General features: G+C 52.3%; 25 protein-coding genes, 1 tRNA gene and 1 pseudogene. 9 read left to right on the top strand and 18 right to left on the bottom strand.

Annotated elements, in window-relative coordinates:
* Window positions 1–107: 107 nt before the first annotated feature.
* Window positions 108–848: an LPD38 domain-containing protein gene (locus tag QEP11_RS03430; RefSeq protein ID WP_284335210.1), complete on the bottom strand. Its 741-nt coding sequence runs from the start codon at window positions 846–848 to the stop codon at window positions 108–110.
* Between the two features lie 706 nt (window positions 849–1,554).
* Between QEP11_RS03430 and QEP11_RS03435 the strand changes: the two genes are divergently transcribed.
* From QEP11_RS03435 to QEP11_RS03445, 3 genes are all read left to right on the top strand, one after another.
* Entirely contained in the window at window positions 1,555–1,863 is a 309-nt protein-coding gene (locus tag QEP11_RS03435; RefSeq protein WP_284335211.1) for a transposase, read from the top strand.
* Window positions 1,860–2,681, top strand: a complete 822-nt coding sequence (locus QEP11_RS03440) for an IS3 family transposase (protein WP_284335212.1) — start codon at window positions 1,860–1,862, stop codon at window positions 2,679–2,681. The genes QEP11_RS03435 and QEP11_RS03440 overlap by 4 nt, the downstream gene beginning before the upstream one ends.
* A gap of 371 nt (window positions 2,682–3,052) precedes the next feature.
* Window positions 3,053–3,223 carry a hypothetical protein gene (locus QEP11_RS03445; protein WP_284335213.1) on the top strand — a complete coding sequence of 57 codons (171 nt, stop codon included), beginning with the start codon at window positions 3,053–3,055 and terminating at the stop codon, window positions 3,221–3,223.
* A 126-nt stretch (window positions 3,224–3,349) separates the two neighbouring features.
* On the opposite strand, the gene QEP11_RS03450 is transcribed toward QEP11_RS03445, so the two are convergent.
* Window positions 3,350–3,601, bottom strand: a complete 252-nt coding sequence (locus tag QEP11_RS03450) for a hypothetical protein (protein ID WP_284335214.1) — start codon at window positions 3,599–3,601, stop codon at window positions 3,350–3,352.
* 481 nt (window positions 3,602–4,082) lie between these two features.
* Between QEP11_RS03450 and QEP11_RS03455 the strand changes: the two genes are divergently transcribed.
* From QEP11_RS03455 to QEP11_RS03465, 3 genes are all read left to right on the top strand, one after another.
* On the top strand, window positions 4,083–4,337 hold the full coding sequence (locus tag QEP11_RS03455; RefSeq protein ID WP_284335215.1) for a hypothetical protein: 255 nt from the start codon (window positions 4,083–4,085) through the stop codon (window positions 4,335–4,337).
* 62 nt (window positions 4,338–4,399) lie between these two features.
* The gene (locus QEP11_RS03460; RefSeq protein WP_284335216.1) at window positions 4,400–4,579 is read left to right on the top strand and encodes a hypothetical protein; all 180 of its coding nucleotides are present in this window, start codon (window positions 4,400–4,402) and stop codon (window positions 4,577–4,579) included.
* Complete coding sequence (locus tag QEP11_RS03465) at window positions 4,576–4,731, top strand: hypothetical protein (RefSeq protein WP_284335217.1); 156 nt, start codon at window positions 4,576–4,578, stop codon at window positions 4,729–4,731. The genes QEP11_RS03460 and QEP11_RS03465 overlap by 4 nt, the downstream gene beginning before the upstream one ends.
* Before the next feature lie 256 nt (window positions 4,732–4,987).
* Here QEP11_RS03465 and QEP11_RS03470 read toward each other — a convergent pair whose 3' ends face one another.
* The 4 genes from QEP11_RS03470 to QEP11_RS03485 form a co-directional block, all read right to left on the bottom strand.
* Window positions 4,988–5,764: an SAM-dependent methyltransferase gene (locus QEP11_RS03470; protein ID WP_284335218.1), complete on the bottom strand. Its 777-nt coding sequence runs from the start codon at window positions 5,762–5,764 to the stop codon at window positions 4,988–4,990.
* A gap of 456 nt (window positions 5,765–6,220) precedes the next feature.
* Entirely contained in the window at window positions 6,221–6,772 is a 552-nt protein-coding gene (locus QEP11_RS03475; RefSeq protein ID WP_284335219.1) for a Spy/CpxP family protein refolding chaperone, read from the bottom strand.
* Window positions 6,773–6,839: 67 nt separating this feature from the next.
* The gene (locus QEP11_RS03480; protein ID WP_284335220.1) at window positions 6,840–7,298 is read right to left on the bottom strand and encodes a DUF421 domain-containing protein; all 459 of its coding nucleotides are present in this window, start codon (window positions 7,296–7,298) and stop codon (window positions 6,840–6,842) included.
* A 10-nt stretch (window positions 7,299–7,308) separates the two neighbouring features.
* Window positions 7,309–7,890, bottom strand: coding sequence for a cysteine hydrolase family protein (locus QEP11_RS03485; protein ID WP_284335221.1), 582 nt, complete (start codon window positions 7,888–7,890; stop codon window positions 7,309–7,311).
* A 447-nt stretch (window positions 7,891–8,337) separates the two neighbouring features.
* On the opposite strand from QEP11_RS03485, the gene QEP11_RS03490 reads away from it, so the two are divergent.
* A complete protein-coding gene (locus QEP11_RS03490; protein ID WP_284335222.1) occupies window positions 8,338–8,688 on the top strand; it encodes a hypothetical protein in 351 nt (116 codons plus the stop codon).
* 87 nt (window positions 8,689–8,775) lie between these two features.
* On the opposite strand, the pseudogene QEP11_RS03495 reads toward QEP11_RS03490, so the two are convergent.
* Window positions 8,776–9,521: pseudogene (locus QEP11_RS03495) on the bottom strand (DDE-type integrase/transposase/recombinase); the annotation flags it as partial.
* A gap of 175 nt (window positions 9,522–9,696) precedes the next feature.
* On the opposite strand from QEP11_RS03495, the gene QEP11_RS03500 reads away from it, so the two are divergent.
* Window positions 9,697–10,146 carry a tyrosine-type recombinase/integrase gene (locus tag QEP11_RS03500; RefSeq protein WP_284335331.1) on the top strand — a complete coding sequence of 150 codons (450 nt, stop codon included), beginning with the start codon at window positions 9,697–9,699 and terminating at the stop codon, window positions 10,144–10,146.
* On the opposite strand, the gene QEP11_RS03505 is transcribed toward QEP11_RS03500, so the two are convergent.
* The 5 genes from QEP11_RS03505 to tolB form a co-directional block, all read right to left on the bottom strand.
* Window positions 10,105–10,180, bottom strand: a tRNA-Lys gene (locus QEP11_RS03505). The genes QEP11_RS03500 and QEP11_RS03505 overlap by 42 nt on opposite strands.
* Before the next feature lie 81 nt (window positions 10,181–10,261).
* The gene (locus QEP11_RS03510) at window positions 10,262–11,086 is read right to left on the bottom strand and encodes a tRNA threonylcarbamoyladenosine dehydratase (RefSeq protein WP_284335223.1); all 825 of its coding nucleotides are present in this window, start codon (window positions 11,084–11,086) and stop codon (window positions 10,262–10,264) included.
* Window positions 11,086–11,838: a tol-pal system protein YbgF gene (ybgF, locus tag QEP11_RS03515; RefSeq protein ID WP_413788669.1), complete on the bottom strand. Its 753-nt coding sequence runs from the start codon at window positions 11,836–11,838 to the stop codon at window positions 11,086–11,088. The genes QEP11_RS03510 and ybgF overlap by 1 nt, the downstream gene beginning before the upstream one ends.
* A 3-nt stretch (window positions 11,839–11,841) precedes the next feature.
* Complete coding sequence (gene pal, locus QEP11_RS03520) at window positions 11,842–12,363, bottom strand: peptidoglycan-associated lipoprotein Pal (RefSeq protein WP_284335224.1); 522 nt, start codon at window positions 12,361–12,363, stop codon at window positions 11,842–11,844.
* Between the two features lie 71 nt (window positions 12,364–12,434).
* Window positions 12,435–13,757 carry a Tol-Pal system beta propeller repeat protein TolB gene (tolB, locus tag QEP11_RS03525; protein ID WP_413788670.1) on the bottom strand — a complete coding sequence of 441 codons (1,323 nt, stop codon included), beginning with the start codon at window positions 13,755–13,757 and terminating at the stop codon, window positions 12,435–12,437.
* A gap of 164 nt (window positions 13,758–13,921) precedes the next feature.
* On the opposite strand from tolB, the gene msbA reads away from it, so the two are divergent.
* On the top strand, window positions 13,922–15,670 hold the full coding sequence (gene msbA, locus QEP11_RS03530) for a lipid A export permease/ATP-binding protein MsbA (protein ID WP_284335226.1): 1,749 nt from the start codon (window positions 13,922–13,924) through the stop codon (window positions 15,668–15,670).
* Between the two features lie 165 nt (window positions 15,671–15,835).
* Here msbA and QEP11_RS03535 read toward each other — a convergent pair whose 3' ends face one another.
* The 6 genes from QEP11_RS03535 to mltG all read right to left on the bottom strand — a co-directional run bounded on the left by QEP11_RS03535 (window position 15,836) and on the right by mltG (window position 20,561).
* A complete protein-coding gene (locus tag QEP11_RS03535; RefSeq protein ID WP_284335227.1) occupies window positions 15,836–16,513 on the bottom strand; it encodes an ankyrin repeat domain-containing protein in 678 nt (225 codons plus the stop codon).
* Window positions 16,510–17,319, bottom strand: a complete 810-nt coding sequence (locus tag QEP11_RS03540) for a TatD family hydrolase (protein WP_284335228.1) — start codon at window positions 17,317–17,319, stop codon at window positions 16,510–16,512. The genes QEP11_RS03535 and QEP11_RS03540 overlap by 4 nt, the downstream gene beginning before the upstream one ends.
* A gap of 74 nt (window positions 17,320–17,393) precedes the next feature.
* Window positions 17,394–17,747 (bottom strand): PilZ domain-containing protein, encoded by a 354-nt coding sequence (locus QEP11_RS03545; protein ID WP_284335334.1) that lies wholly within the window; start codon window positions 17,745–17,747, stop codon window positions 17,394–17,396.
* A gap of 28 nt (window positions 17,748–17,775) precedes the next feature.
* Window positions 17,776–18,792, bottom strand: a complete 1,017-nt coding sequence (locus QEP11_RS03550) for a DNA polymerase III subunit delta' (RefSeq protein WP_284335335.1) — start codon at window positions 18,790–18,792, stop codon at window positions 17,776–17,778.
* The gene (gene tmk / locus QEP11_RS03555) at window positions 18,783–19,460 is read right to left on the bottom strand and encodes a dTMP kinase (protein ID WP_284335229.1); all 678 of its coding nucleotides are present in this window, start codon (window positions 19,458–19,460) and stop codon (window positions 18,783–18,785) included. The genes QEP11_RS03550 and tmk overlap by 10 nt, the downstream gene beginning before the upstream one ends.
* Window positions 19,461–19,529: 69 nt before the next feature.
* A complete protein-coding gene (mltG, locus tag QEP11_RS03560; RefSeq protein WP_284335230.1) occupies window positions 19,530–20,561 on the bottom strand; it encodes an endolytic transglycosylase MltG in 1,032 nt (343 codons plus the stop codon).
* Window position 20,562 lies beyond the last annotated feature (1 nt).

Here is a 20,562-nt window from a genome sequence, read left to right on the forward strand (position 1 = left end):
GTCAGCCTCGATACGCTTGTCCAAGGCGTTCCATTGAGAAAGCTGTTGGGTTTCTTGTGCAACTGAGGCTCGGCATCTAATCCAGTCTCTGTCGCTCTCCATGATCTCTACCGCCTTAGCAGAATTTCCTGGAGCAGCGCATCTCTATAAGATGCATACGTCTGCTCCACCTGACGTGACTGCGCATACAACGCCCTGACATATCGATTGCTTCCTATGGGCAGACTCTCCAAAAAATTGCCCGCCAGGAACATATCTTTCATACGCATCTCAGGCCGTGCCCTCCGGTCCGCAGCAATGCGCAACGGGTAATCCGACACTGTCGTTGCGGCAGTTGCCATCCAGGAAAAGTACCCACGCAGAAGATGATCAATCTGCTTGGGGCTTAGCTCCATGTCCCCCCCCTTCACCAACTGTGCTGGATCTGACAAACCCAGCTGCCCCAGCAAGCGTGCAAATTCGGAAGTTCGTTCATTCAAGCGATCTTTTGGACGCAGCCGCTGATCAGCCTGGCTCTCGATGGCACGACCTGTGAATCTGTCCTTGTTGGCATAGATATCGAGCAGGGACTTGACCGCCTGAGGAATGGGATGCAGAGCAAATGTCTGGTTGACCATATGCGCAATGCGCTCCATGTACCGCTGCCTACCCATTTCCTCGCAGAACATAGCTTCCGCCGTACGCTCAGCCAGCCTACGAATGGCGCCCACCTCGAACGGTTTGGGAATGCGATAAGCCGTCTCCTCGATCTTGATCTTGAACCACCAATAGCTGTCACGGTCCCAATGTTCGCGGCGCTTCCAATCCTCGTCATCAGCATAAGCGGCCAGCAAACCAAGCGATGCCATGCTCACAGCCACGGTCGCAAATCGCCGGGGATCATCCTTGGCAGCGCGTCCAAGTTTGTACAGCCCTTGCAGGCGGGCGTTGAGGAAAGGTACCACCCCGCATCGAATAGATGCAAGAGTAAGGTCTAGCTCTTAACGGGCGCAGCGTCAGGCGCAGTCGATGGGCAGCACTCGATCGACTGCCTATGCCCTGGGTCTTTAATAACCTTGTCAGAGAACAGATTGATTGGGGTGGTCGCTGCGAGAGCTAGAAAAGTTTAGTGGGAAGCCCGCCCCGCCCCACATGGTCACAACGTCAATACGAGGATGGCAAAGCCAATTTCATTGATGCAATTGGCCAAGTCAATGTTGACGTCCACCTTCGCTTGGCATTTCATTGGTCGCCCTTTGGAATGCCCCGTGGCCACGGGACGTTAATCCCGCTGACTACTTATTACGCACCGTTGCTACGCGACTTACCGCCTACCTAGGATGGGCAACAAGCGTACGGCTTCGCGGGTCTCCTTAGGCTAAGGCAGCTCGGGTGCATTCACATCCTACAAGCGGGCAAGGCTTCAAGAGCGGCTTACCTTTACCGATTTGGAGTCGCGCCATGAGCATTTCCAGTGCTCTCCGCAAGTATCTCAGAACGACCGCCCCATTCAATCTGTGTATTGACCCAGTAAAAACCTGCACAGGTCCTAAACTGCAAGAAAGGACCTGACAGATGAGAGATCAAGAAGAAGTCAAACGCTGGACCGCCAAGCGTAAAAGTGCCTTGGTGCTGGAGATCATCCAAGGCAAAACCACAGTCGCTGAAGCAAGTCGAGCCCATGACCTGCTTCCTTCTGAGATCGAGAACTGGGTCGATGAAGGCAAGCGTGGCATGGAGAACGCCTTGCGTGCCAAGCCCGAAGATGTGCGTGAGCAGTACGAGCGCCAACTGCGAGAGCTGCAAGAAGCCTATGGCGAAGCAATGCTGGAGCTGCGTGCCAGAAAAAAGCTGCAAGCCTTGCTGGACGAGGAAGGCAAATGATTCTTCGTCTTCAGCAAGGCCTACTCGACGAGGGCATCCGTGCCAGTCTGAGCCAGCTATGTCGTTGGTTTGAAGTACCACGGCGCACGGTGTACTACCAACCCACAAAGGCTGCACCTAAAGTGGATGAGCAGCTTGTAGTGCCGATCAAGGCCATGATTGAGGAGAACCCATCGTTTGGCTATCGCACGGTGGCGTATTTGCTTGGTATGAACAAGAACACGGTGCAACGCATCTTCCAAATTAAAGGCTGGCAGGTTCGTAAGCGCCCCGTTGGCATGCGCCCTCGCATACAAGCCTTGCCTTCGGTAGCCAAGGGGCCGAATCAACGCTGGGCAACGGATCTGTGCAGAATTTGGACTGGCCGAGATGGCTGGGCATCCTTGGCACTGGTGATCGATTGCTACACACGAGAGCTGCTGGGCTGGCAGTTGTCTCGTACAGGTAAGGCCAGTACGGCTGCCAGTGCCCTTGAACAAGCCTTGATTGCCAGGTTTGGCACTTTGGGGAAGGTTACAGCGCCATTCTTGCTGCGATCAGATAACGGACTGGTCTTCACCAGCCGCTACTTTACGGCCCTGGTCAAAAGTTATGGGATGCAGCAAGAGTTCATTACGCCGCACTGTCCGCAGCAAAATGGCATGCTCGAACGTGTGATTCGCAGTCTCAAGGAGCAATGCGTGCACCGTCACCGCTTTGAGAGCCTGCAGCATGCCAGCCGAGTCATCGGAGACTGGATTGGCTTTTACAACTACCAGCGCCCACATCAAGCGCTGAACATGAAAACTCCCGCTGAGGCATTTGCATTAGCGGCTTGACCTGTGCAGAAATCGCTGGGTCAATACATCTGCTCTTGTGGCTCTCCGAAGGATGAATAGGCCGAAGGCCCTGCCCCTGTGCACCACAGCAGAAGCAAAAGCGGGATGACCAAACCCGATGCGCAACACCTGAAACGAGGTCACACTCAAGGCGGCTGGAACCGCTACACGTGGGAGATGTCAGTCGCTCCCCTGGGGCCACAACCAGGGGAAGCAAACCAAAGACCTGTCACAGAGGGTTCAGTTTGCCCTACATAGCACTTGAAAGCTTTCGTAACGCGGTTGCTACCCTACGCAATAGTTAAATAATGTCAAAAGATACTCATAAAGAATAAAATCGAAAAAAGTAGAACAAACACCAACAATAGCGAATGATGCTTAACCTCGACCAGTACAAAGCAGCAATAGCAGAGCTGCAGAAATTTTTAGATGCCCCGAATCCCCCACCCGTTGGAAGCATGGAAGCAGAGTGGTTCTCCCTACTTTTGGATGATGTCGAAGCCTATGAAGATGCTTTGAGCAAAGCATCGTTAGCGCAATAACCTTGACATGCAATCGTCACCAATAACTTATGACTGCCCGCCGAGGCGTTTTTTCCATGCTTCCCAAACAAAAACAGCTTCCATAAGGAGGCTGTTTTTGTTTGGGCAAGGAAGGCTGACAACAGGTCAGTTGCGTGGATCCCAGCGTCCATCGGGACGGCGATCAGGTCGATTAGGTCTATCGTCACGGTCACGTTCCCAACGACCCTGGTTGTTTTCGTACCTTCCATCTCGATCATTGTCATAACGTCCGCCTCGATCATGCTCGTAGCGCCCATCGCGGTCATGATCGCGATGACCATTCGGCGGAGGTGCAACACAAGCACTCAACGATGCGGCTAATGCAGCAACTGCTGCAACAGTGAAAAGCTTTCTCATGGTGACTCCTTGTTAGTGGACGCCTTCAGTCTATCTCTCGCTTCCAAGCCTAAGTGTCAACAAATCTTCCCCAGGCCCGTCAGAAATGGCGTTTCCTTTATGGAAGTTTTCATGAACGCTCGAATACGGATGTGCATATGGGCAACGACTAGCCCAACAGCCAACTCTGCGCACTGGAAAGTGCTCACATTGGTGCTCGAGTGACTGGGCAGCATGCAACTGAACATAACAACAGATCCATCCACTTATCAGAAATAGAACTCTGATATGCCAAACAATTCAGACTTCGCACGTAAGCAAAGCTTTTCATGCTGAGGGCCTTCAGATTACACAAACTTCTGAAATGACTACAACATTGCAAATGATTGTCAGCATAGGGGTGTAATGTATTGACTACATGGATTTAACTATCTATGGCGCAAGCTAATAGTCAGGCAAGTCGCTCGGACGTGTCTTTCTTTTAACTAAAGGAGTATGTGCCATGAACCAGCAATTCAACCCACAGAACAACAACCAGCAGCAAGCAGGTCAGCCACAACAGCAAAACCCTAACCAAAACCAACCTGGTCAAAATAACCCCCAGCAACAGAATCCTGGTCAACAGCAACAAACCAACCCCAATCAAAACCAGCCAGGCCAACAACAGCCTGAACAGCAAAACCCAGGTCAGCAGCAGCAAAGCACCCCTAATCAAAGCCAGCCTGGGCAGCAGCAAAACAACCCGAATCAACGCTAATTAGTCTTAGCAGGAGCCCGCAAAAACAGCGGGCTTTTTCTTTACGGCAGAGGAGAATTGCAATGAAAGAAACGAACAAGCCGGAGCAAAAGACAATCGATCCAAAGGATGCAAAGCAAGGTGCGAACCCTGTGCTTCCCTCAGATCAATATGACGTCCGTAATCAAAACAGCAAACATCCTGATGAGCCGACTGCCCAGCAAAATCGAGTTATCAGGCAGCCAGGGAGGGACGGCAAATGATCACCAAGCCAAAGAGTCCGGACTCTCTTCAAGAAGACGAAGAGATGGATCCAGTTGGCAACCCCTACCCTGCACAAGGTGAGGTTGGAACGGATATCCCTGAAGACCCGGAGGCTGATCGAGTCCTGCAGCCTGAGCCACCAAACGACTGATAGCCATCAACTCAACCGCATAATAACGAAGAGGTTCTTATTTCCTAGATTCAAGCAGCTTCTTCGGAGGCTGCTTTAGTTTGTGCAATCAGCAATTCTTTACATTCATCAGCAGTGAAATAAGCTCGAATGAACCTTATACACCACTAAAGGCTCTACGGCTTGCATGTTTTTGAGCTGTTTCACCAAACTGGGCGGATTGGCAGAATTACGTCACTAGTAATTTGTGAAAACGCTAGAGGCCATGGGGTCGGTATTAATCGAAATTTGCGCTCTTTTTGCAATTGAGCCGAGGCATGAGCGCAAAGACGCCCCAGCCTAAATATTCGCGGGTGTAGGCAGCATGACGCTCAGGCTCTGTGGCAAGTTTGGAGCGAATCTCTTCTGCCATTTCATCGTCTGGATTTTTCTCAAGCCATCGGCGCATTGTGAGCCATCTGGTGCCTTCGTATCTGTCCCAACCGTCCTGGTTGGCTAGAACCATTTCAACTACGTCGTAACCCAGTTTACTGAAGGAGGCGAGCAGCTGAGCAAGACCGAGAAAGTCGGAGATTGAGTTCGCGCCACATTTTTGAGCGACATCTTCCGTTGGTGGTAAGAGTCGCCAGTAAGGCTCACCGATCAAGATGATGCCGCCCGGGCTTAGGCTTTTTTTCAGAAGCTCAATGCATCCAGCGACTCCACCGCCAATCCAGGTGGCGCCAACACAAGCTGTAACATAAGCTTTCTCTTCCGAGATATAGCCTGTGGCATCGTTGTGAATGAAGTTGACATGACGGTCAACACCTAGTTCTTTTGCGCGCTGTTTAGCCTGAGAAATAAATAGTGGGCTCATATCAATGCCGGTGCCGACAATCCCATAGTCGCGTGCCCAGGTGCATAGCATTTCACCCGAACCACAGCCAAGATCGAGAATACGAACGCCCGGCTCCAAGCGCAGCGCCGAGCCAAGTGTCTCGAACTTGTCTGGTGTGAAAGGATTGTGAATGCGGTGTGTACTTTCAGTGACGCTGTAGAAACGAGGGATATCCACGGTATAAATCTCCGGAAAATTTCGAACAGATCAGATCAATTGATAATCGATCGATGTATCTCATCAATTATCCTGGGCCTACCTTTAAGGCTGTCGGATATATACAACGCAAATCACTGCTATTTTAGAAAAAAATCAAATAAATATCTTATTTTTCTTTGGCTGTTGGTAAGCAACGAATTGTGCCTAGTGCCATTTTTTTTGATTGAGTTCTGTCGTTGAAATTAACGGATGATGTAGCCATGGAAGCAATTTTAGGAAAATGATCCAAGTCAGCATCTGTTTATTGATATGGATTCAACTGGTCGATGCAACACAATGGCCGCCACTGGCGTAAGGAGCGTTTGCATGAAGCAAAGACCGCGGATTTACTACACGAAGGCTCAGAAGGCACTGATGTTGGAGCCACCTCCAAAAAACGCTTCTGAATTATGCGGGGTGGCAAGCCCCACTTTTTTAGTATCCGCGCAGCTTGTTATACGCCGTGACCTGCTCAGGAGTCAGCACGTTCATCATCGCCAAGTGATAGCGAAGATGAGTTTCGCGTAGCTTTCCTTGCGCACTAGCAGCAGCGTTAACAGCGGAGGAGACAGACTCTGGGGTTGCCCTCTTCTGAGCGAACAATGCATTCAACTCGCGCTCAGCTTCAATGACTTTTTCACCTTGTGCCTTGGCTGCTTCAAGCATCTCTGTATATAGCTTCTTGGTTTCCGCTTCCTGCTCTGAAGTAAGGCCAAGCTTGGATGCCAGCTCCAGGACGTGCAACGGACCAGGGTAACCGTTGAGTTCCGCAGGCATTGCCATAGCCATGCCCTTGCCTGCCCTGAACCCCTCAATCTGTTGTTCAGACAGCGCCTTGATATCACGGTTTTGCATTCCCGAATACGGACTGTGCTGACCATGGGCAGCATGTAGTCCATGTCCGGAACCGTGCCCATGATGTTGCGCAAAAGCAGGGACGAGGCTAGCGGCAGTTAGCAGAGTTGAAGCAGTGAGGATTTTTTTCATTAGAAGGTACATGAATGGGTAGCTTCTGAGTGAGCAGAATCTTGTAACAAAGTTCCTGTCTAGCCATCTACTCCTTTACCACCGTAATATGACCACTAGCCTCTAGATAAAGCGCTCTGAATTCTTTAGCTTTACATTCAGCTTCCCTAAGTGCAGAGTCAATGTCATTAATAGAGACCCTATGCTTTACTCTTATTCTTTCATACACAGTTCCGTCTCTCCCTAGAAGAACAGCCTCACCTTCAATTATTTTTTCTGCTGATCTACTTTTTGCCACTATAAAACCCACCAGGGTATTTAGTAAAATTAATACAAAGCAAACTAGAAGCCCACCATAAAGAGACTCATCCCCTCCCGTCATTGATGGCTCTACTGCTGCACTTATTAGCATAACTACAAGGAGATCGAACGCAGTGAATTGACCCAGCGTACGTCTACCTGTAAGTCGCACCATAATTAAAAGGAAGAAATAGACAATAACTGCTCTATAAATTAATTCAAGAGGTTCTAATTGAAATTCAAACATGAATTCACCTTTACTTAAAAGTATTTGTAGTCGATTTTCTAATAGAACATTTGAAAGATTTCTTCAAATTATTGAGTACGCTGTTTTTACTTTCGAAGGATTCTGCTGCAGTGCAGTCATTAGGCACCCACACATCGTAGCCTAACATACATGCATCAGTTACAGAAACCATAATACACATATCTGTAGCAACTCCAGTTATTATTAGTGTTTTAGCTTTCATCTGCGTCAGTAAATGATGCAATGGCGTCGAATGGAAAGCTGAATGTTGAGGCTTGAGCACAATTAAATCATCTGGCTCTGGAGCTAAAAGCTCTGCAATTTCTCCACGCAAACCCTTAAGATTCTTACACTTCTGCAATATGACATCAAAATTGCTGTGCCAAGTTCCATAGTTATCATTAGCATATATTGTCGGAATTCCCTTACTAGAAAGACTTTTTTTAAGTCTCAAAGTAGCCTGTGCAGCCTGATAGGTCTCGGGAAGAATCTGATTCGCCTGTGGAAAGTCAAATGGATTTATGAAGTCAACCAGTATTAGTACCTTTTCACTTGTTGGTAAGCCTCTGCAAGAAAAAGAACCTTTTTGCATATAAATAGAATTTCGTAAATTAATCTAAAAAAGATAAGCTTCAAATACTTCCAGGGATAGCAAACATAAATAGACAATATCAAGAAGGCATTTCAGCCATGTAGGAGCAAGCCGCTTTCTTTTGTATATATAGTTCTTGCAGTATTTACTTAAAATCTATCTCGCATAGAAAACAATAAAAATATCCAATAACTTTTCTCTGATGAATAGTTTTGATTCGTTTGTTACAGACTGATTCTTTATTATGGTTTGAAAAAACTAAATTTTAAGGTACGCTGAAATTAATTGTTCAAAACTTCCATTACATCTAGAGTGGGATTTTCAATAGATTAGAGACAAAATCAGCAATCAGGTTATCTATCATTTGAATACCTTATTCGAGGTACCCGTTAATCCTTAACCATAAAGGCATTAATTGTGCGTAGAATATTCACCTTCATAACATGGATGGAACAATCACCACCATGCAAAACTCGAGAAAAGGCATTCGAACTGGTAAAAAAGCTTTGGATTGAAGCCAATTTGAGTATGGAGGCCACAGATGAGGCGATCCAGCCATTTCGCGAGTTAGAGCTATGTGAGAGGCACGGATGGAAGGATCTTGACCGTGATCCATGTTACCTGCCAAGTATTCAGAAAACGAATGTCAGGCTCTACATACACAACAACGGCACAATCGTTATTCAGCGCATGGAGCATGGTGTGCACCCTATTCTTTTGTTCAAACTGGGCTGCGGTCAGCCTATGAAAAAGAAATCTGCAGCCCATCTGGAAGCCACCATAGACGAATTAAGTTAGCTCGTTTCTCTCACGTAAACGATGCGAGCCAGAAACCGCAAAAGCAGTAGCAAAATCGGTATCAAAGGCATCGATCTAGAGATCTTGCTACTGCCGTCCTTGCATGAGCTCCACACATTGCATGGCATAGGTTTCAGGTCCCGGATGATTACGCGCGTTCTTGACGAATAAATCAGGTGCTTTCATCTTCCATCTTTTGAGTGCTTGTAACGGGGGCTTCATGCCCCAGCGCCTTTTGCGGCAAGTGATGGTTGTACAGCCATACAAAACCGATGCAGCATCTTCTCCAAGTCCTCTGCACTGTTGAAGTGGTGAGAGCGCAGTACTTGGCTGAGGCTGCCGTTGATCCGTTCGACCATGCCGTTGGTTTTTGGTGTTCTGAGCTTGGTCAGCCGGTGCTCAATACCCAGGCTCTGGCACAGTTGGTCCACCTCGTGCTCTGCCGTAGGCTGACGACTTTGACTTCCAAACAATCGATCCGTGAACTCCTTGCCATTGTCTGTGAGGATGCTATGAATCCTAAACGGTGCAGCCTTGCGCACAGCAGTTAGGAAGGCTGTGGCTGCGGCAACCGTTTTGTGCTGCTTGATGGCAATGAATACCCAGCGTGTCGCTCTGTCTATGGCTACAAACACATAGCGGCGCTTGTCTTCATCCTGCATCTGGGGCAGGTACTTCACTTCCACATGGACGTAGCCGGGTTCATACGTTTTAAAGGAATTGTGCTTGCCTTCAGGTGGTAGAGGCAGTCTGGAATGGCCTCGTCTGCGCAGCAATTGCTCCAGTGCCGAGCGACACATGCTCGGCTCTATGAACGCCCAAACCACCGCCAGTCAATCTTCACAACGAACCCGTCCCGCGTAAGCACGGCGGGTTTTCTTTTATCTGGAGGCTCACTAAGTTCATGACAGCCAACCCATGCGCGGACGCCGAGCGCTGGTAGGCCTAGCACAGGTCCACATCGGAGCCAACGTATTTGGGCTGGAGAGTCAGCACATGAAAAACGGTATGCCTCGCGCTGTTCCCATACACCCGCGAGTCGCCCATATCGTGCGCAACGCGGCACTGTGGCCGATTCGGCCAACAAAGTGGACAGTCAGCAAAGCGTTCAAGGCCGGAGCCCGAGCAGCTGGCTATGAACATGCCCGGCTTCACGACTTACGTCACAGCACAGCAAGTGAGATGATTAATGCCGGGGTCGATCTCTACACTGTGGGCGGTGTCCTGGGGCACAAGTCGGCGATCAGCACAAAGCGCTACAGGCACTTGGCAACCAAGACGCTGCAGAACGCAGTTGCGTTGGTTGGCAAAAAAACCGCACAACATCCAAAAGAAAAGCCACTTAAAAGCGGCTGCGACTATAAGAATGTGAGCAAAGAAAAAGCCCCGTGTATTGCTACACGGGGCTGTAATCTCTGGTGGGTCCTGAGGGATTCGAACCCTCGACCAACGGATTAAAAGTCCGCTGCTCTACCGACTGAGCTAAAGACCCAACCGACTAATCAAACAAGCTGTCTAACTAGCGAATGAATGAATTGTAGCATCACTTTTTTGGTGATTTTTGAAATGTGTGCTATTTTTTAAGATTGATCGAAATTTGATCAAGAACCCATCCTGCAGCACATTGGCCAAATGTCGCAGTCACCGCGACGACAGAGCCATAACCGCTGCAGTTCAAACTCCCGTCACTGCCTTGCAACTGGCACGATGCATCTGGCTGGGCTACAGTTTCCCTGCTGAATACCGTGGTAACACCCATCTTCTTGCCGTCCTTGGGGGCATTGAATTGTTTGCGCAGACGGTAGCGCAGTTGCGCAAGCAATGGATCGTGGGTGGTTTGTGACAAGTCATCGACTTCCACTTTGTGCGCCAGCCGCTTACCACCAGCTGCACCAACACTGATAAACAGACGTTTGTTGCGCCGGGCCCATTGGGCCATTGCCAATTTGGCTTTAACCTGGTCGCACGCATCAATCACGGCATCAACACCATGTGGAAGAATCTGAGGCCAGTTTTCTGGCTCTACAAAGTCTTCAACGCAATGCACCACACAAGCAGGATTGATCTGCGCAACCCGCTCACGCATAGCATCGACCTTGGCTTTGCCCACAGTACCTGTTAAGGCATGAATCTGGCGATTGATATTGGACTCAGCCACATTGTCCAGATCAATCAAGGTCAGTGTACCCACACCACTACGTGCCAAGGCCTCCGCTGTCCAGGATCCCACCCCACCCACGCCGACTACTGCAACGTGTGCTGAACGAATGCGGGCTGCGCCTTCAACTCCGTACAGACGCTCCAGCCCTCCAAAACGACGCTGTAAATCCGCATCGCCCAAAAAACCATCGCCGGCAGAGCCGGCGATGGTGATACTCACATTTTCAGCGGAAGTCATTACTTCAAACGTTGCAGGCGCTCGCTTGCAGTTGTTGCAGCCTCAGTGCCCGGGTAGTTATTCACCAAGTCTTGCAGCGTTTTCACTGCACCCTTGGTGTCCTTGAGTTCAAGTTGACAGTTTGCAATGGACAGAGATGCATCCGCAGCGCGCGCATGTTGCGGTGCTGCTTTGAGCATGGACCGGAAGTTGGCAATCGCCTCTTTGTAGTCACGACCCGCGTATTGCGTGTTACCCAGCCAAAAGCGTGCAGAAGGGATGTATCCGCTACTTGGATAGGTATTGACGAAGCTAGCAAAGCCTTTGCGGGCTTCTGCAAACTCACCCGCGCGGAATTTCTCCAACGCGGCATCAAAGTCACGTTTTTCTGCAGGATCGGCCACAAACTCCAATCCATCAATTTGCACCTGCGCAGGCTCAAACTTGCGAAGACGGTCATCCATACCCGACGCCAAATCCTTTTGGCGACGCTGCAATTCAGCCACTTCTCGCTCCAGCTGCTCTTTGGCTCCTGTCATCTGCGCAATTTCACGGCGCATGCTCTCGATCTGCGATTGCAGATCCAGCATGCTGCGGCGCATTTGCGCAGATTCCTCGGCGCTGCTATCAAAACGCTGGCGCAACTCAAGGATGGCACGACGCGCTTCCGCATCTTCCAAAAAGGCATACGCAGGATGAACAAAGGCCGTGCACAGACCGACGACGGCCAATGCACGACAGCTCATCCGCAAAAATCCATTGCGAACATTCATGCTTTAACGGTAGGAGATTTCAGCGCGACGGTTCTGCGAGTAAGCATCTTCATTGCTACCAGCAGACGCAGGCTTTTCTTCACCAAAGCTCACAGCTTCAACTTGGCTGTCGCTCACACCCAGCAGGGTCAGCGAACGACGAACGGCTTCAGCACGCTTTTGGCCCAAAGCCAGATTGTACTCACGGCCACCACGCTCGTCAGTGTGACCTTCAATAGTCACCTTGCGTGCAGCATCGGCCTTGATGAAGCGGGCATTGGCATCAACCAAGCCTTGTGCATCAGGCTTGACAACAAAGCTGTCGAAGTCGAAATACACAACACGGCCTACGCCCTTAGGGCCACCGTCTGCAGCGATTTGCGAACCGGTCAGATCCACACCTGCCACACCGCTGGTAGCACCAGAAGTGCTTGCGCCATTACTGGCGTTTGCGTTAGCGTTTTCATCCAGCTTCACGCCGGAAGAGCAGCCAGCCATCAAGGCAGCTACGGACAATGCGATGGAAACTCGCTTAAAAGTAATCATGAAATTCTCCTTGCCTAGGGGATGCTAGGTCACTAATAGAACGCAAGGCGTTCACAAAGGTTTACGCAATTTCAATATTTTTGATAAGGGCCCCAATCCGGCTCTCGGATTTCACCGCTTTGTCCTGCCAGACGAGCTTTGATCTTGCCATCCAGTGTGGTCGTCATCAGTGATTCGCGGCCACCTTGCTTGGTCGCATAAACAATCAGACGGCTGTTTGGAGCAAAGCTGGGACTCTCATCATTCGCGGTATCAGTGACAGCCGTAGCATTTCCTGTCTCCAATTCCATGACGTATAGCTTAAACCCACCACTCACCCGCGAAATGTAGGCCAACCACCGGCCATCAGGACTTACTGCGGGAGAAATGTTGTAGTTACCCGAGAAAGTGACGCGTTGGGCAGCACCACCAGATGCAGGCACTTTGTAGATTTGAGGTGAGCCTCCACGGTCACTCACAAAATAGATAGTCTTGCCATCTGCGGAAAATGCTGGCTCGGTATCAATACCGTTACTCTGCGTCAGACGAGTCGGTTGTCCACCGTGCGAGCTGATGCGGTACAGCTGCGAGAGTCCATCGCGTGTCAAAGTCACTGCCAGCGTGGCTCCATCAGGAGACCAGGCTGGAGCACTGTTGGAGCCCTTGAAATTGGCCACCAAGCGGCGACGGCCACTGGCCACCTCATGCACATAAACCACCGGCTTGCGCGCCTCGAACGACACATAGGCCAATTCACCGCCATTGGGTGACCAGGCTGGAGAAATAATAGGTTCTGTGCTCGACAGCGCAGACTGGGCATTCTCGCCGTCTGCATCCGCCACCCACAGCACATAGCGCTTGCCGGCCTTGGTCACGTAAGCGATGCGCGTGGAGAAGATGCCACGCTCACCCGTGAGTTTTTCATACACGAAGTCAGCGATACGGTGAGCGACCAGCCGCAAATCCGCTTGCGAGACCGCAAACCCCTGCCCTCCCAGGTCCTGGGTCTTCACCACATCCCACAAACGGAAGCGCACGTCATAACGGCCATCCGCCAATCGTGTGATGCTGCCGCTCACCAAGGCATCCGCTGCGCGCTGGCGCCAGAGCGACATATCGGGACGCGAGGTTTCATCCAACCGCTCGCCTGTGGCGTCTATGTTGCGAAACTGACCGCTGCGCTCCAAGTCCGCACGAATGATCTGCGAAATCTTTTGAGGCGCGCCTTCTTCGCCACGGAACATGGGCAAAGCAATAGGAAGCTGAGTCAGACCAACGCCAGTCACCTCCACACGAAACTGTGCCAACGCTGGCAAAGCAGGTGTGGCGGCCATGGCCGCGAGCAAGGTACGACGAGATGCAAGCGGAGCAGCCGCTTGAAGGGAAGAGAGTAAGGATTGGTGTTCAGTATTCATGCGCAGCCAATATGTGCCGAAGGATGCTCCGGGTACGCCCTTGGATGTTACACATAGTTGTGTCGCATTGGGGGCAATCTCACTGTGTCAATGTGTACAGCATGGAATGATTATGGACACTTAGAATTCACACCCACAATTAGTTCCCGCAACGACAGCCCTGAATGAAGCACGAACCCTCCACTTTGCCGCTAAAAACGCGTTTATTGCGTGTAGCTCCTTACTTTGGCAATCAAAAGCTTGCTTGGTTCGTTGCCATTGTGGCCACCCTGCTGGGAGCCGCAACAGAGCCCATGATTCCAGCCTTGCTCAAGCCGTTGTTAGATAGCGGTTTCACCAAGGGTACCTTGGAGCTGTGGATGGTGCCCACTGCCATTATTGGCGTCTTCCTGCTGCGTGGTATCGCACAGTTTCTGGCACAGTATGCGCTGTCTCAGATCGCCAACGATGCCATGTTGCGCTTGCGCGAGGTCTTGTTTCAACGCGTGCAGAATGCAGAAATGCAGCTGTTCCAGCACCAGTCTGCCAGCTCGCTGTCCAATACCGTGGTGTATGAAGTAGCCACAGGGGCGCGTCAATTGGTCAATGCCTTCATCACCTTGTCGCGTGACGGTTTCACCCTGATCGCCTTGCTGGGATACCTGCTTTATTTGAACTGGCAGCTGACATTGATCGTGGCCATAGTCGCACCTGGCGTGGGCTGGATCATGCGCACGCTCTCCAAACGTCTGTATCGCATCACCAAGAACAGCCAAAACGCAACTGACTCTTTAGCCTATGTGGTGGAGGAAAACTTTCTTGCACACCGCATGGTGCGACTGCATGGGGCGCAAGCTGAGCAAGAAAATCGCTTCCAGCGCATCAGCCGCCAGTTGCGCGGTCTGGCCATCAAATCCACTATTGCCTCTTCGGCCATGACGCCGCTCACCCAGATGTTTGCGGCAGTGGCGCTTTCCGCCGTGATTTGCATTGCACTGTGGCAAAGCCGCAGCGCTGCAAGCGGTGATGTCACGGTAGGCAGTTTTGTGGCATTTATCAGTGCCATGCTGATGCTGATTGCACCCATGCGCCGCCTTGCCAGCGTGGCCAACCCCATCACTCGTGGTGTGGCTGCCCTGGAGCGTGGCCTGAGCTTACTGGAAACCACCGAGCCAGAGCAAAGTGGCACAAAGCGCCCTGCCAACGCGCAAGGCGTCATCGAATTGCGTGACGTCAGCGTTTCCTTTGGTGACGACAAAGCCCCTGCCCTTCAGCACGTAAACCTGCAAGTGCAGCCGGGCGAGATTGTTGCTTTGGTTGGCCCATCCGGCGCGGGTAAGACCACATTGGTAAATTTGCTGCCTCGTTTCCTCAACCCCACGTCCGGTGAGGTGCGCATGGATGGCATCCCCCTGCAAGAGTGGGACTTGCACTATCTGCGCAAACAATTCGCCATGGTCAGCCAGGACGTGGTGATGTTCAACGACACTGTTGCCGCCAATGTTGCCTTGGGTGCAGAGATCGACGACGCTCGCGTGTGGTCGTGTCTGGAAGCGGCCAATTTGGCCAACCATATCCGCCAAATGCCCAACGGCATCCATTCCGAGGTGGGCCACAATGCCGCGCAGCTCTCAGGCGGTCAACGTCAACGTCTGGCCATTGCACGCGCGCTCTATAAAGATGCGCCCGTGCTCATTTTGGACGAAGCCACCTCGGCGCTGGACACCGAGTCTGAGCGTTTGGTACAGCAAGCCTTGCAGACTTTGATGCAAGGACGCACCACACTGGTGATCGCCCACCGTCTCTCGACCATTGAGCATGCGGACCGCGTGGTGGTCATGGAGCGTGGTCAGATCGCAGAGCAAGGCACACATGCGCAGCTTCTGGCGCTTAATGGCCTGTATGCCCGCTTGCAGGCACACACCAGCCACTAAGAGCCGCTGACACTACCCAGCAGACCGAGGGTTTGCGATCGAGACGAGGCGCGAAGCCGCAGGCAGTACTGGCGTACGACAAGGCGAAGCAACGACGTATCAATGCTAGTGTTAGCGGGTCTAAAAGAAAGAGCACCAAGTGCTCTTTTGTGTCCCTCGCCGGATTTACCAGCTTGCCTTGGATCTGCGAGTGGCCTGAAAGGCTTTCTCCAAAGTCTGCACCATGAATTCGCGCTCCGAACGCCGGGCAAAGTCCACCGCCGTCAACCCCTGCTGATTACGCAGCTGCACATCCGCCCCTGCGTCCAGCAACAGCTGCACCATGGCCTCAGAGCCATACTGCGCTGCCAGCATCAGCGGTGTGCTTTTATTGGGTGATTCGGCATCAATATAAGCATGGTGCTCCAGCAATAGCTTCGCAATCTCTACGCTGTTTTCGTGATCAGCACTGGCTGCGTAGTGCAGTGGCGTCCACCCTGGATGATTGATGCGCGCATCCAGTGCAATCAATTGCTTGACCACATCCAGATGTCCCTTGATGCAGGCATGCATCAAGGCTGTCTCCCCCGAAGGGCTGGCTGCATCAATATTCACACCGCGCGCCTTGATCAGCACTTGCGCTACGCGCATCGACTCCAGTTGCATGGCCTTAACCAAGGCAGGAAGCCCACGCTCATCTCGCGTATTCGGATCAACCCCCTGCTGCAGCAAATTGCGCACCGTCACAAAGTTATCGCGGATGATGGCAGTTTGGAAGTCTGAAGCCGTACCGGCTTGTGCCCATGGCGCCCATGCACTCAGTGCAAATACACCCAGGGATTGCAGCAGCTCACGTCGTTTCATCCCGTCACCACACCTTTAAACAAGCGATCAAAGTTCGCACTGGTCAGCTCCGCCACCTCTGGCACAGAGATGCCACGCACTTGCGCCACCTGCTTTGCCACAAAAGGCACGTAGGCAGGACTGTTTGTTTTGCCTCGAAATGGCACAGGAGCAAGGTAAGGGCTGTCCGTTTCAATCAAGAGACGATCCGCTGGTACGAAGGCTGCCACATCACGCAAATACTGTGCGCTCTTGAAAGTCACAATGCCGGAAAACGAGATGTAGAAGCCAAGATCCAAAGCCTGCTTGGCCACCTCCATGCTTTCAGTAAAGCAGTGGAACACACCGCCAGCACTGCCTGTTGAGCCATTTTCCCCTTCTTCCTTGAGGATGCGAATCGTATCTTCCTGCGCCGCACGGGTGTGAATCACCAGCGGCTTGCCACACTGCTGCGCAGCTCGGATATGGGTGCGAAAACGCTCGCGCTGCCATTCCATGTCAGCAACGGTGCGACCGCCCTTGCGATCTTCCATGCCGTAGTAATCCAAACCGGTTTCTCCAATGCCAACAACACGTGGCAAGGCCGCACGCTCCACCAAGTCCTGCACGCTGGGCTCTGTCATGTGCTCAGTATCAGGATGCACACCCACGGTGCACCACAGGTTGTCATGGCTGGTGGCCAGCGCGTGCACATCTGGGAATTCCTCCATGGTGCATGAGATCACCAACGCACGCGTGACTTGGGCCTCCGCCATGGCTGCCTGGATAACCGGCAGGTTGGCTGAGAGTTCGGGGAAATTCAGATGACAGTGAGAGTCGGTAAACATCAGGATCAATCGTACAAAAAACAATGCCGGCTCTGGGATCTCCCAAGCCGGCATGGCAATAAATCGGGATTCGCCTACAGCGTTTGCGTGGGACGCTCCGATGCCAGTGCAGAACCCAAGATTTGTTCAATCTTGGCTTTAAGCTGCGCAGATTTTTCATCTTTGGGAAACCGCACCCCGATACCTTGGGTGCGATTGCCGCCAGCGCCTGCGGGCGTCACCCAGCCTACTTTTCCAGCAATCGGGTAGCGCTGAGTATCGTCAGGCAAGGTCAGCAACACATACACATCGTCCCCTAACCCGAACTCACGCGTTGTAGCGACAAAGATACCGCCGTCCGCAAACAAGGGGATGTAGGCTGCATACAAAGCCCCTTTTTCTTTGAGGGCCAGTTGCAAAACACTGGGGCGAGGTGGCGGCGTCTGCATGCTCATAGTTAGGTGTTGTTGTTTCGCTTTAACTTTTCGAGTTTATGACTGTACTGGCCTGCGCCACAAGGGCTTCGGTCATCAAACCCGCATTAAAAGGATGCTCTGCAGTGCGCGCCTCTTGCGCCAGTGACTTGGCCCAGCGCGCCAGTACCATCGCTGAAGGAGCCCTGGGCAAGTCCTGCGCCGCAAAGTAACGTGGCTGCGCACCTTGGACGACACACATCAGGTCATGACACAACTTTTGTAGCCATTGCACAACTTCTGGCTGAGACATATCAGTGAAAATCGCCACTTCCCCTGCCGCCACGGCCTTGGGCAAACGCTGAAAAAGCGCCAAACCCTTACCCGCTTGCGCCATGCTCAAAGCATCAAAGGGCCGCCCTCCCGCTGCACGCAACCATGCCTGCGCATCATCCGCTGGCATACCTTGCGTCTGCAGCCACTGCAGCATTTGCGCTTCTTGCGGCCACTGCATGGTGTGCGCCAAACAACGGCTGCGAATGGTGGGCAGCAATTGATGTGCTGCCTCAGTGGCCAGAACAAAACGCACATCGCCAGGTGGCTCCTCCAGCGTTTTCAACAAGGCATTCGCTGTAATGGCGTTCATTTGCTCTGCAGGATAGACCAGCACCGCTTTACCTTTACCCCGAGCACTGGTGCGCTGCGTAAATTCCACAGCATCACGCATGGCATCCACGCGAATTTCCTTGCTTGGCTTGCGCTTCTTGTCATCAATATCGGACTGGGCCTTTTCGCTCAATGGCCAGCCCCGCGCCTGCATATCAACTTCAGGCATCAAGACACACAGATCGGCATGGGCATGCACATCAATGCTGTGGCAACTCACACAGTGACCACAAGCCCCTTGCGCAGAGGGCTGTTCGCACAGCCAGGCACGCACCATGGCCATACCCAATTCAAACTGCCCCATCCCGGATGGGCCTTGCAACAACCAGGCGTGACCGCGCTGCGTCAGCAAGGCCTGCCGCTGCTGTTCAAGCCATGGGGCCAAGAAGCCACCAGTAGTGCCACTCACGCTGATGCTCCCTCCAGCCGTTGCAGATAACCACGCGCTTGCAACACATCAGCCACTTGCTGCCAGACGGCATCACGGCTCTGGTGCGCATCAATCCGAGCGAAACGCAGAGGAGCCGCTTCACATCGGCGTGCGTAGCCCGAGGCCACTGCAGCAAAAAAATCCTGTGGTTGAGCTTCAAAGCGATCCGGCACCCGCGCTGAAGCCAAGCGTTCGGCGGCTACCGCTGCCGGCAAATCAAACCAGATGGTGAGATCGGGCTCGCGCATCAATCCAGCATCGGCGCCAACACCAGTCTGCGCCATGCGCTCCAGCACCGTAAGCTGCGCCCAGTCGAATCCACGGCCAGCGCCTTGGTAGGCAAAGGTGGCATCCGTAAAACGATCGCTGACCACCACATCTCCGCGGGCCAAGGCAGGCTCAATCACATTCACCAAATGATCGCGACGCGCGGCAAAAGCGATTAGAGCCTCTGTCAATGGATCCATGGAATCGTGCAGCAGCAGATCGCGCAGCTTCTCCGCCAAGGGAGTGCCACCCGGTTCACGCGTCAAGGTCACGGTACGGCCTGCATTTTGAAAGGCCTGCGCCAAAGCCGCGATATGTGAGGACTTGCCTGCACCATCAATACCTTCAAAGCTGATAAACAAGCCGGTTGCTGGGGTGTTGTTCAAAACAGTTCTCTATTTACTTCAAGTATTGCAGCGCCAATCCAGCAGTTGCGCCAACTGACACCGCCAATTTCAATTGCCACCGCGGATATAGCGATTGACGGCACGGTTGTGCTCATCAAGATTGGCGCTGAAGTGACTACTCCCATCACCACGGGACACAAAATAATAAGCCTTGGTGGGCTCGGGCAGCACAGCCGCCATCAAAGAAGCTTTACCGGGCAGTGCGATCGGCGTCGGGGGCAAGCCTGCACGCGTATAAGTATTCCACGGGGTATCAGTCTGCAGATCTTTGCGACGAATATTGCCATCAAAAGACTCCCCCATGCCATAAATCACGGAAGGGTCAGTTTGCAGCCGCATACCGATTCGCAGACGGTTCACAAAAACACCAGCAATCTGGCCACGGTCACTCGCACGCCCGGTTTCTTTTTCCACAATGCTGGCCAAAATCAAGGCTTCATAGGGTGTTTTGAGCGGTGTGTCCGCCGTACGCTGCGCCCATGCCTCATCCAAACGCCGCTCCATGGCATGCAAAGCGCGTCGCATCACGGCTAAATCACTGCTGCCCTTGGCAAAGGTGTACGTATCTGGGAAAAACATACCTTCGGCGGCCACACCGGGTTTGCCCAAGGCTGCCATGATGTCGCCCTCACTCATCTGCACTGAGTCCTGTTTGAGGAACACGTCCTTGGCCATTTGCGCACGCATCTGGCGGAAGGTCCAGCCTTCCACAAAAGTGATGGCACGCAAACTTTCCTCGCCTCGCACCAGCTTTTGCAAAAGGCTGCGCGGGGTCGTACCTGCAGTCAGCTCATAGTTGCCTGCTCGAATCTGCCGATCTTGCTGGGAGAGCCGAAACCAGTAATACAGCAAGCGTGCATCGGTTTGCACACCCGCTTTCACCACGGCCTGCGCCACTCCTCGGGGTGAAGTACCTGGCTCAATCTCCAGCTCCACACTCTGCGCGGACATTCGCAGCGGCTGCCCCAACCACCAAGCAGCAGCGCCACCCAACAAGGCGGTCACCCCAGCCAAGACCAACAGCACAATTAAAAAACGTCGCACAACCTTTTGCACCCCATGAAAAAGATCGGGGATCATA

Source organism: Comamonas halotolerans (genome assembly GCF_030162935.1).
Taxonomy (GTDB): domain Bacteria; phylum Pseudomonadota; class Gammaproteobacteria; order Burkholderiales; family Burkholderiaceae_C; genus Comamonas; species Comamonas halotolerans.

Excerpts from the sequence above, each read along its gene's own strand:
- QEP11_RS03430 (WP_284335210.1), bottom strand. The coding sequence starts at position 848 with ATGGCATCGCTTGGTTTGCTGGCCGCTTATGCTGATGACGAGGATTGG.
- QEP11_RS03435 (WP_284335211.1), top strand. The coding sequence starts at position 1,555 with ATGAGAGATCAAGAAGAAGTCAAACGCTGGACCGCCAAGCGTAAAAGT.
- QEP11_RS03440 (WP_284335212.1), top strand. The coding sequence starts at position 1,860 with ATGATTCTTCGTCTTCAGCAAGGCCTACTCGACGAGGGCATCCGTGCC.
- QEP11_RS03445 (WP_284335213.1), top strand. The coding sequence starts at position 3,053 with ATGATGCTTAACCTCGACCAGTACAAAGCAGCAATAGCAGAGCTGCAG.
- QEP11_RS03450 (WP_284335214.1), bottom strand. The coding sequence starts at position 3,601 with ATGAGAAAGCTTTTCACTGTTGCAGCAGTTGCTGCATTAGCCGCATCG.
- QEP11_RS03455 (WP_284335215.1), top strand. The coding sequence starts at position 4,083 with ATGAACCAGCAATTCAACCCACAGAACAACAACCAGCAGCAAGCAGGT.
- QEP11_RS03460 (WP_284335216.1), top strand. The coding sequence starts at position 4,400 with ATGAAAGAAACGAACAAGCCGGAGCAAAAGACAATCGATCCAAAGGAT.
- QEP11_RS03465 (WP_284335217.1), top strand. The coding sequence starts at position 4,576 with ATGATCACCAAGCCAAAGAGTCCGGACTCTCTTCAAGAAGACGAAGAG.
- QEP11_RS03475 (WP_284335219.1), bottom strand. The coding sequence starts at position 6,772 with ATGAAAAAAATCCTCACTGCTTCAACTCTGCTAACTGCCGCTAGCCTC.
- QEP11_RS03480 (WP_284335220.1), bottom strand. The coding sequence starts at position 7,298 with ATGTTTGAATTTCAATTAGAACCTCTTGAATTAATTTATAGAGCAGTT.
- QEP11_RS03485 (WP_284335221.1), bottom strand. The coding sequence starts at position 7,890 with ATGCAAAAAGGTTCTTTTTCTTGCAGAGGCTTACCAACAAGTGAAAAG.
- QEP11_RS03490 (WP_284335222.1), top strand. The coding sequence starts at position 8,338 with ATGGAACAATCACCACCATGCAAAACTCGAGAAAAGGCATTCGAACTG.
- QEP11_RS03500 (WP_284335331.1), top strand. The coding sequence starts at position 9,697 with ATGCCTCGCGCTGTTCCCATACACCCGCGAGTCGCCCATATCGTGCGC.
- QEP11_RS03510 (WP_284335223.1), bottom strand. The coding sequence starts at position 11,086 with ATGACTTCCGCTGAAAATGTGAGTATCACCATCGCCGGCTCTGCCGGC.
- ybgF (WP_413788669.1), bottom strand. The coding sequence starts at position 11,838 with ATGAATGTTCGCAATGGATTTTTGCGGATGAGCTGTCGTGCATTGGCC.
- pal (WP_284335224.1), bottom strand. The coding sequence starts at position 12,363 with ATGATTACTTTTAAGCGAGTTTCCATCGCATTGTCCGTAGCTGCCTTG.
- tolB (WP_413788670.1), bottom strand. The coding sequence starts at position 13,757 with ATGAATACTGAACACCAATCCTTACTCTCTTCCCTTCAAGCGGCTGCT.
- msbA (WP_284335226.1), top strand. The coding sequence starts at position 13,922 with ATGAAGCACGAACCCTCCACTTTGCCGCTAAAAACGCGTTTATTGCGT.
- QEP11_RS03535 (WP_284335227.1), bottom strand. The coding sequence starts at position 16,513 with ATGAAACGACGTGAGCTGCTGCAATCCCTGGGTGTATTTGCACTGAGT.
- QEP11_RS03540 (WP_284335228.1), bottom strand. The coding sequence starts at position 17,319 with ATGTTTACCGACTCTCACTGTCATCTGAATTTCCCCGAACTCTCAGCC.
- QEP11_RS03545 (WP_284335334.1), bottom strand. The coding sequence starts at position 17,747 with ATGCAGACGCCGCCACCTCGCCCCAGTGTTTTGCAACTGGCCCTCAAA.
- mltG (WP_284335230.1), bottom strand. The coding sequence starts at position 20,561 with ATGATCCCCGATCTTTTTCATGGGGTGCAAAAGGTTGTGCGACGTTTT.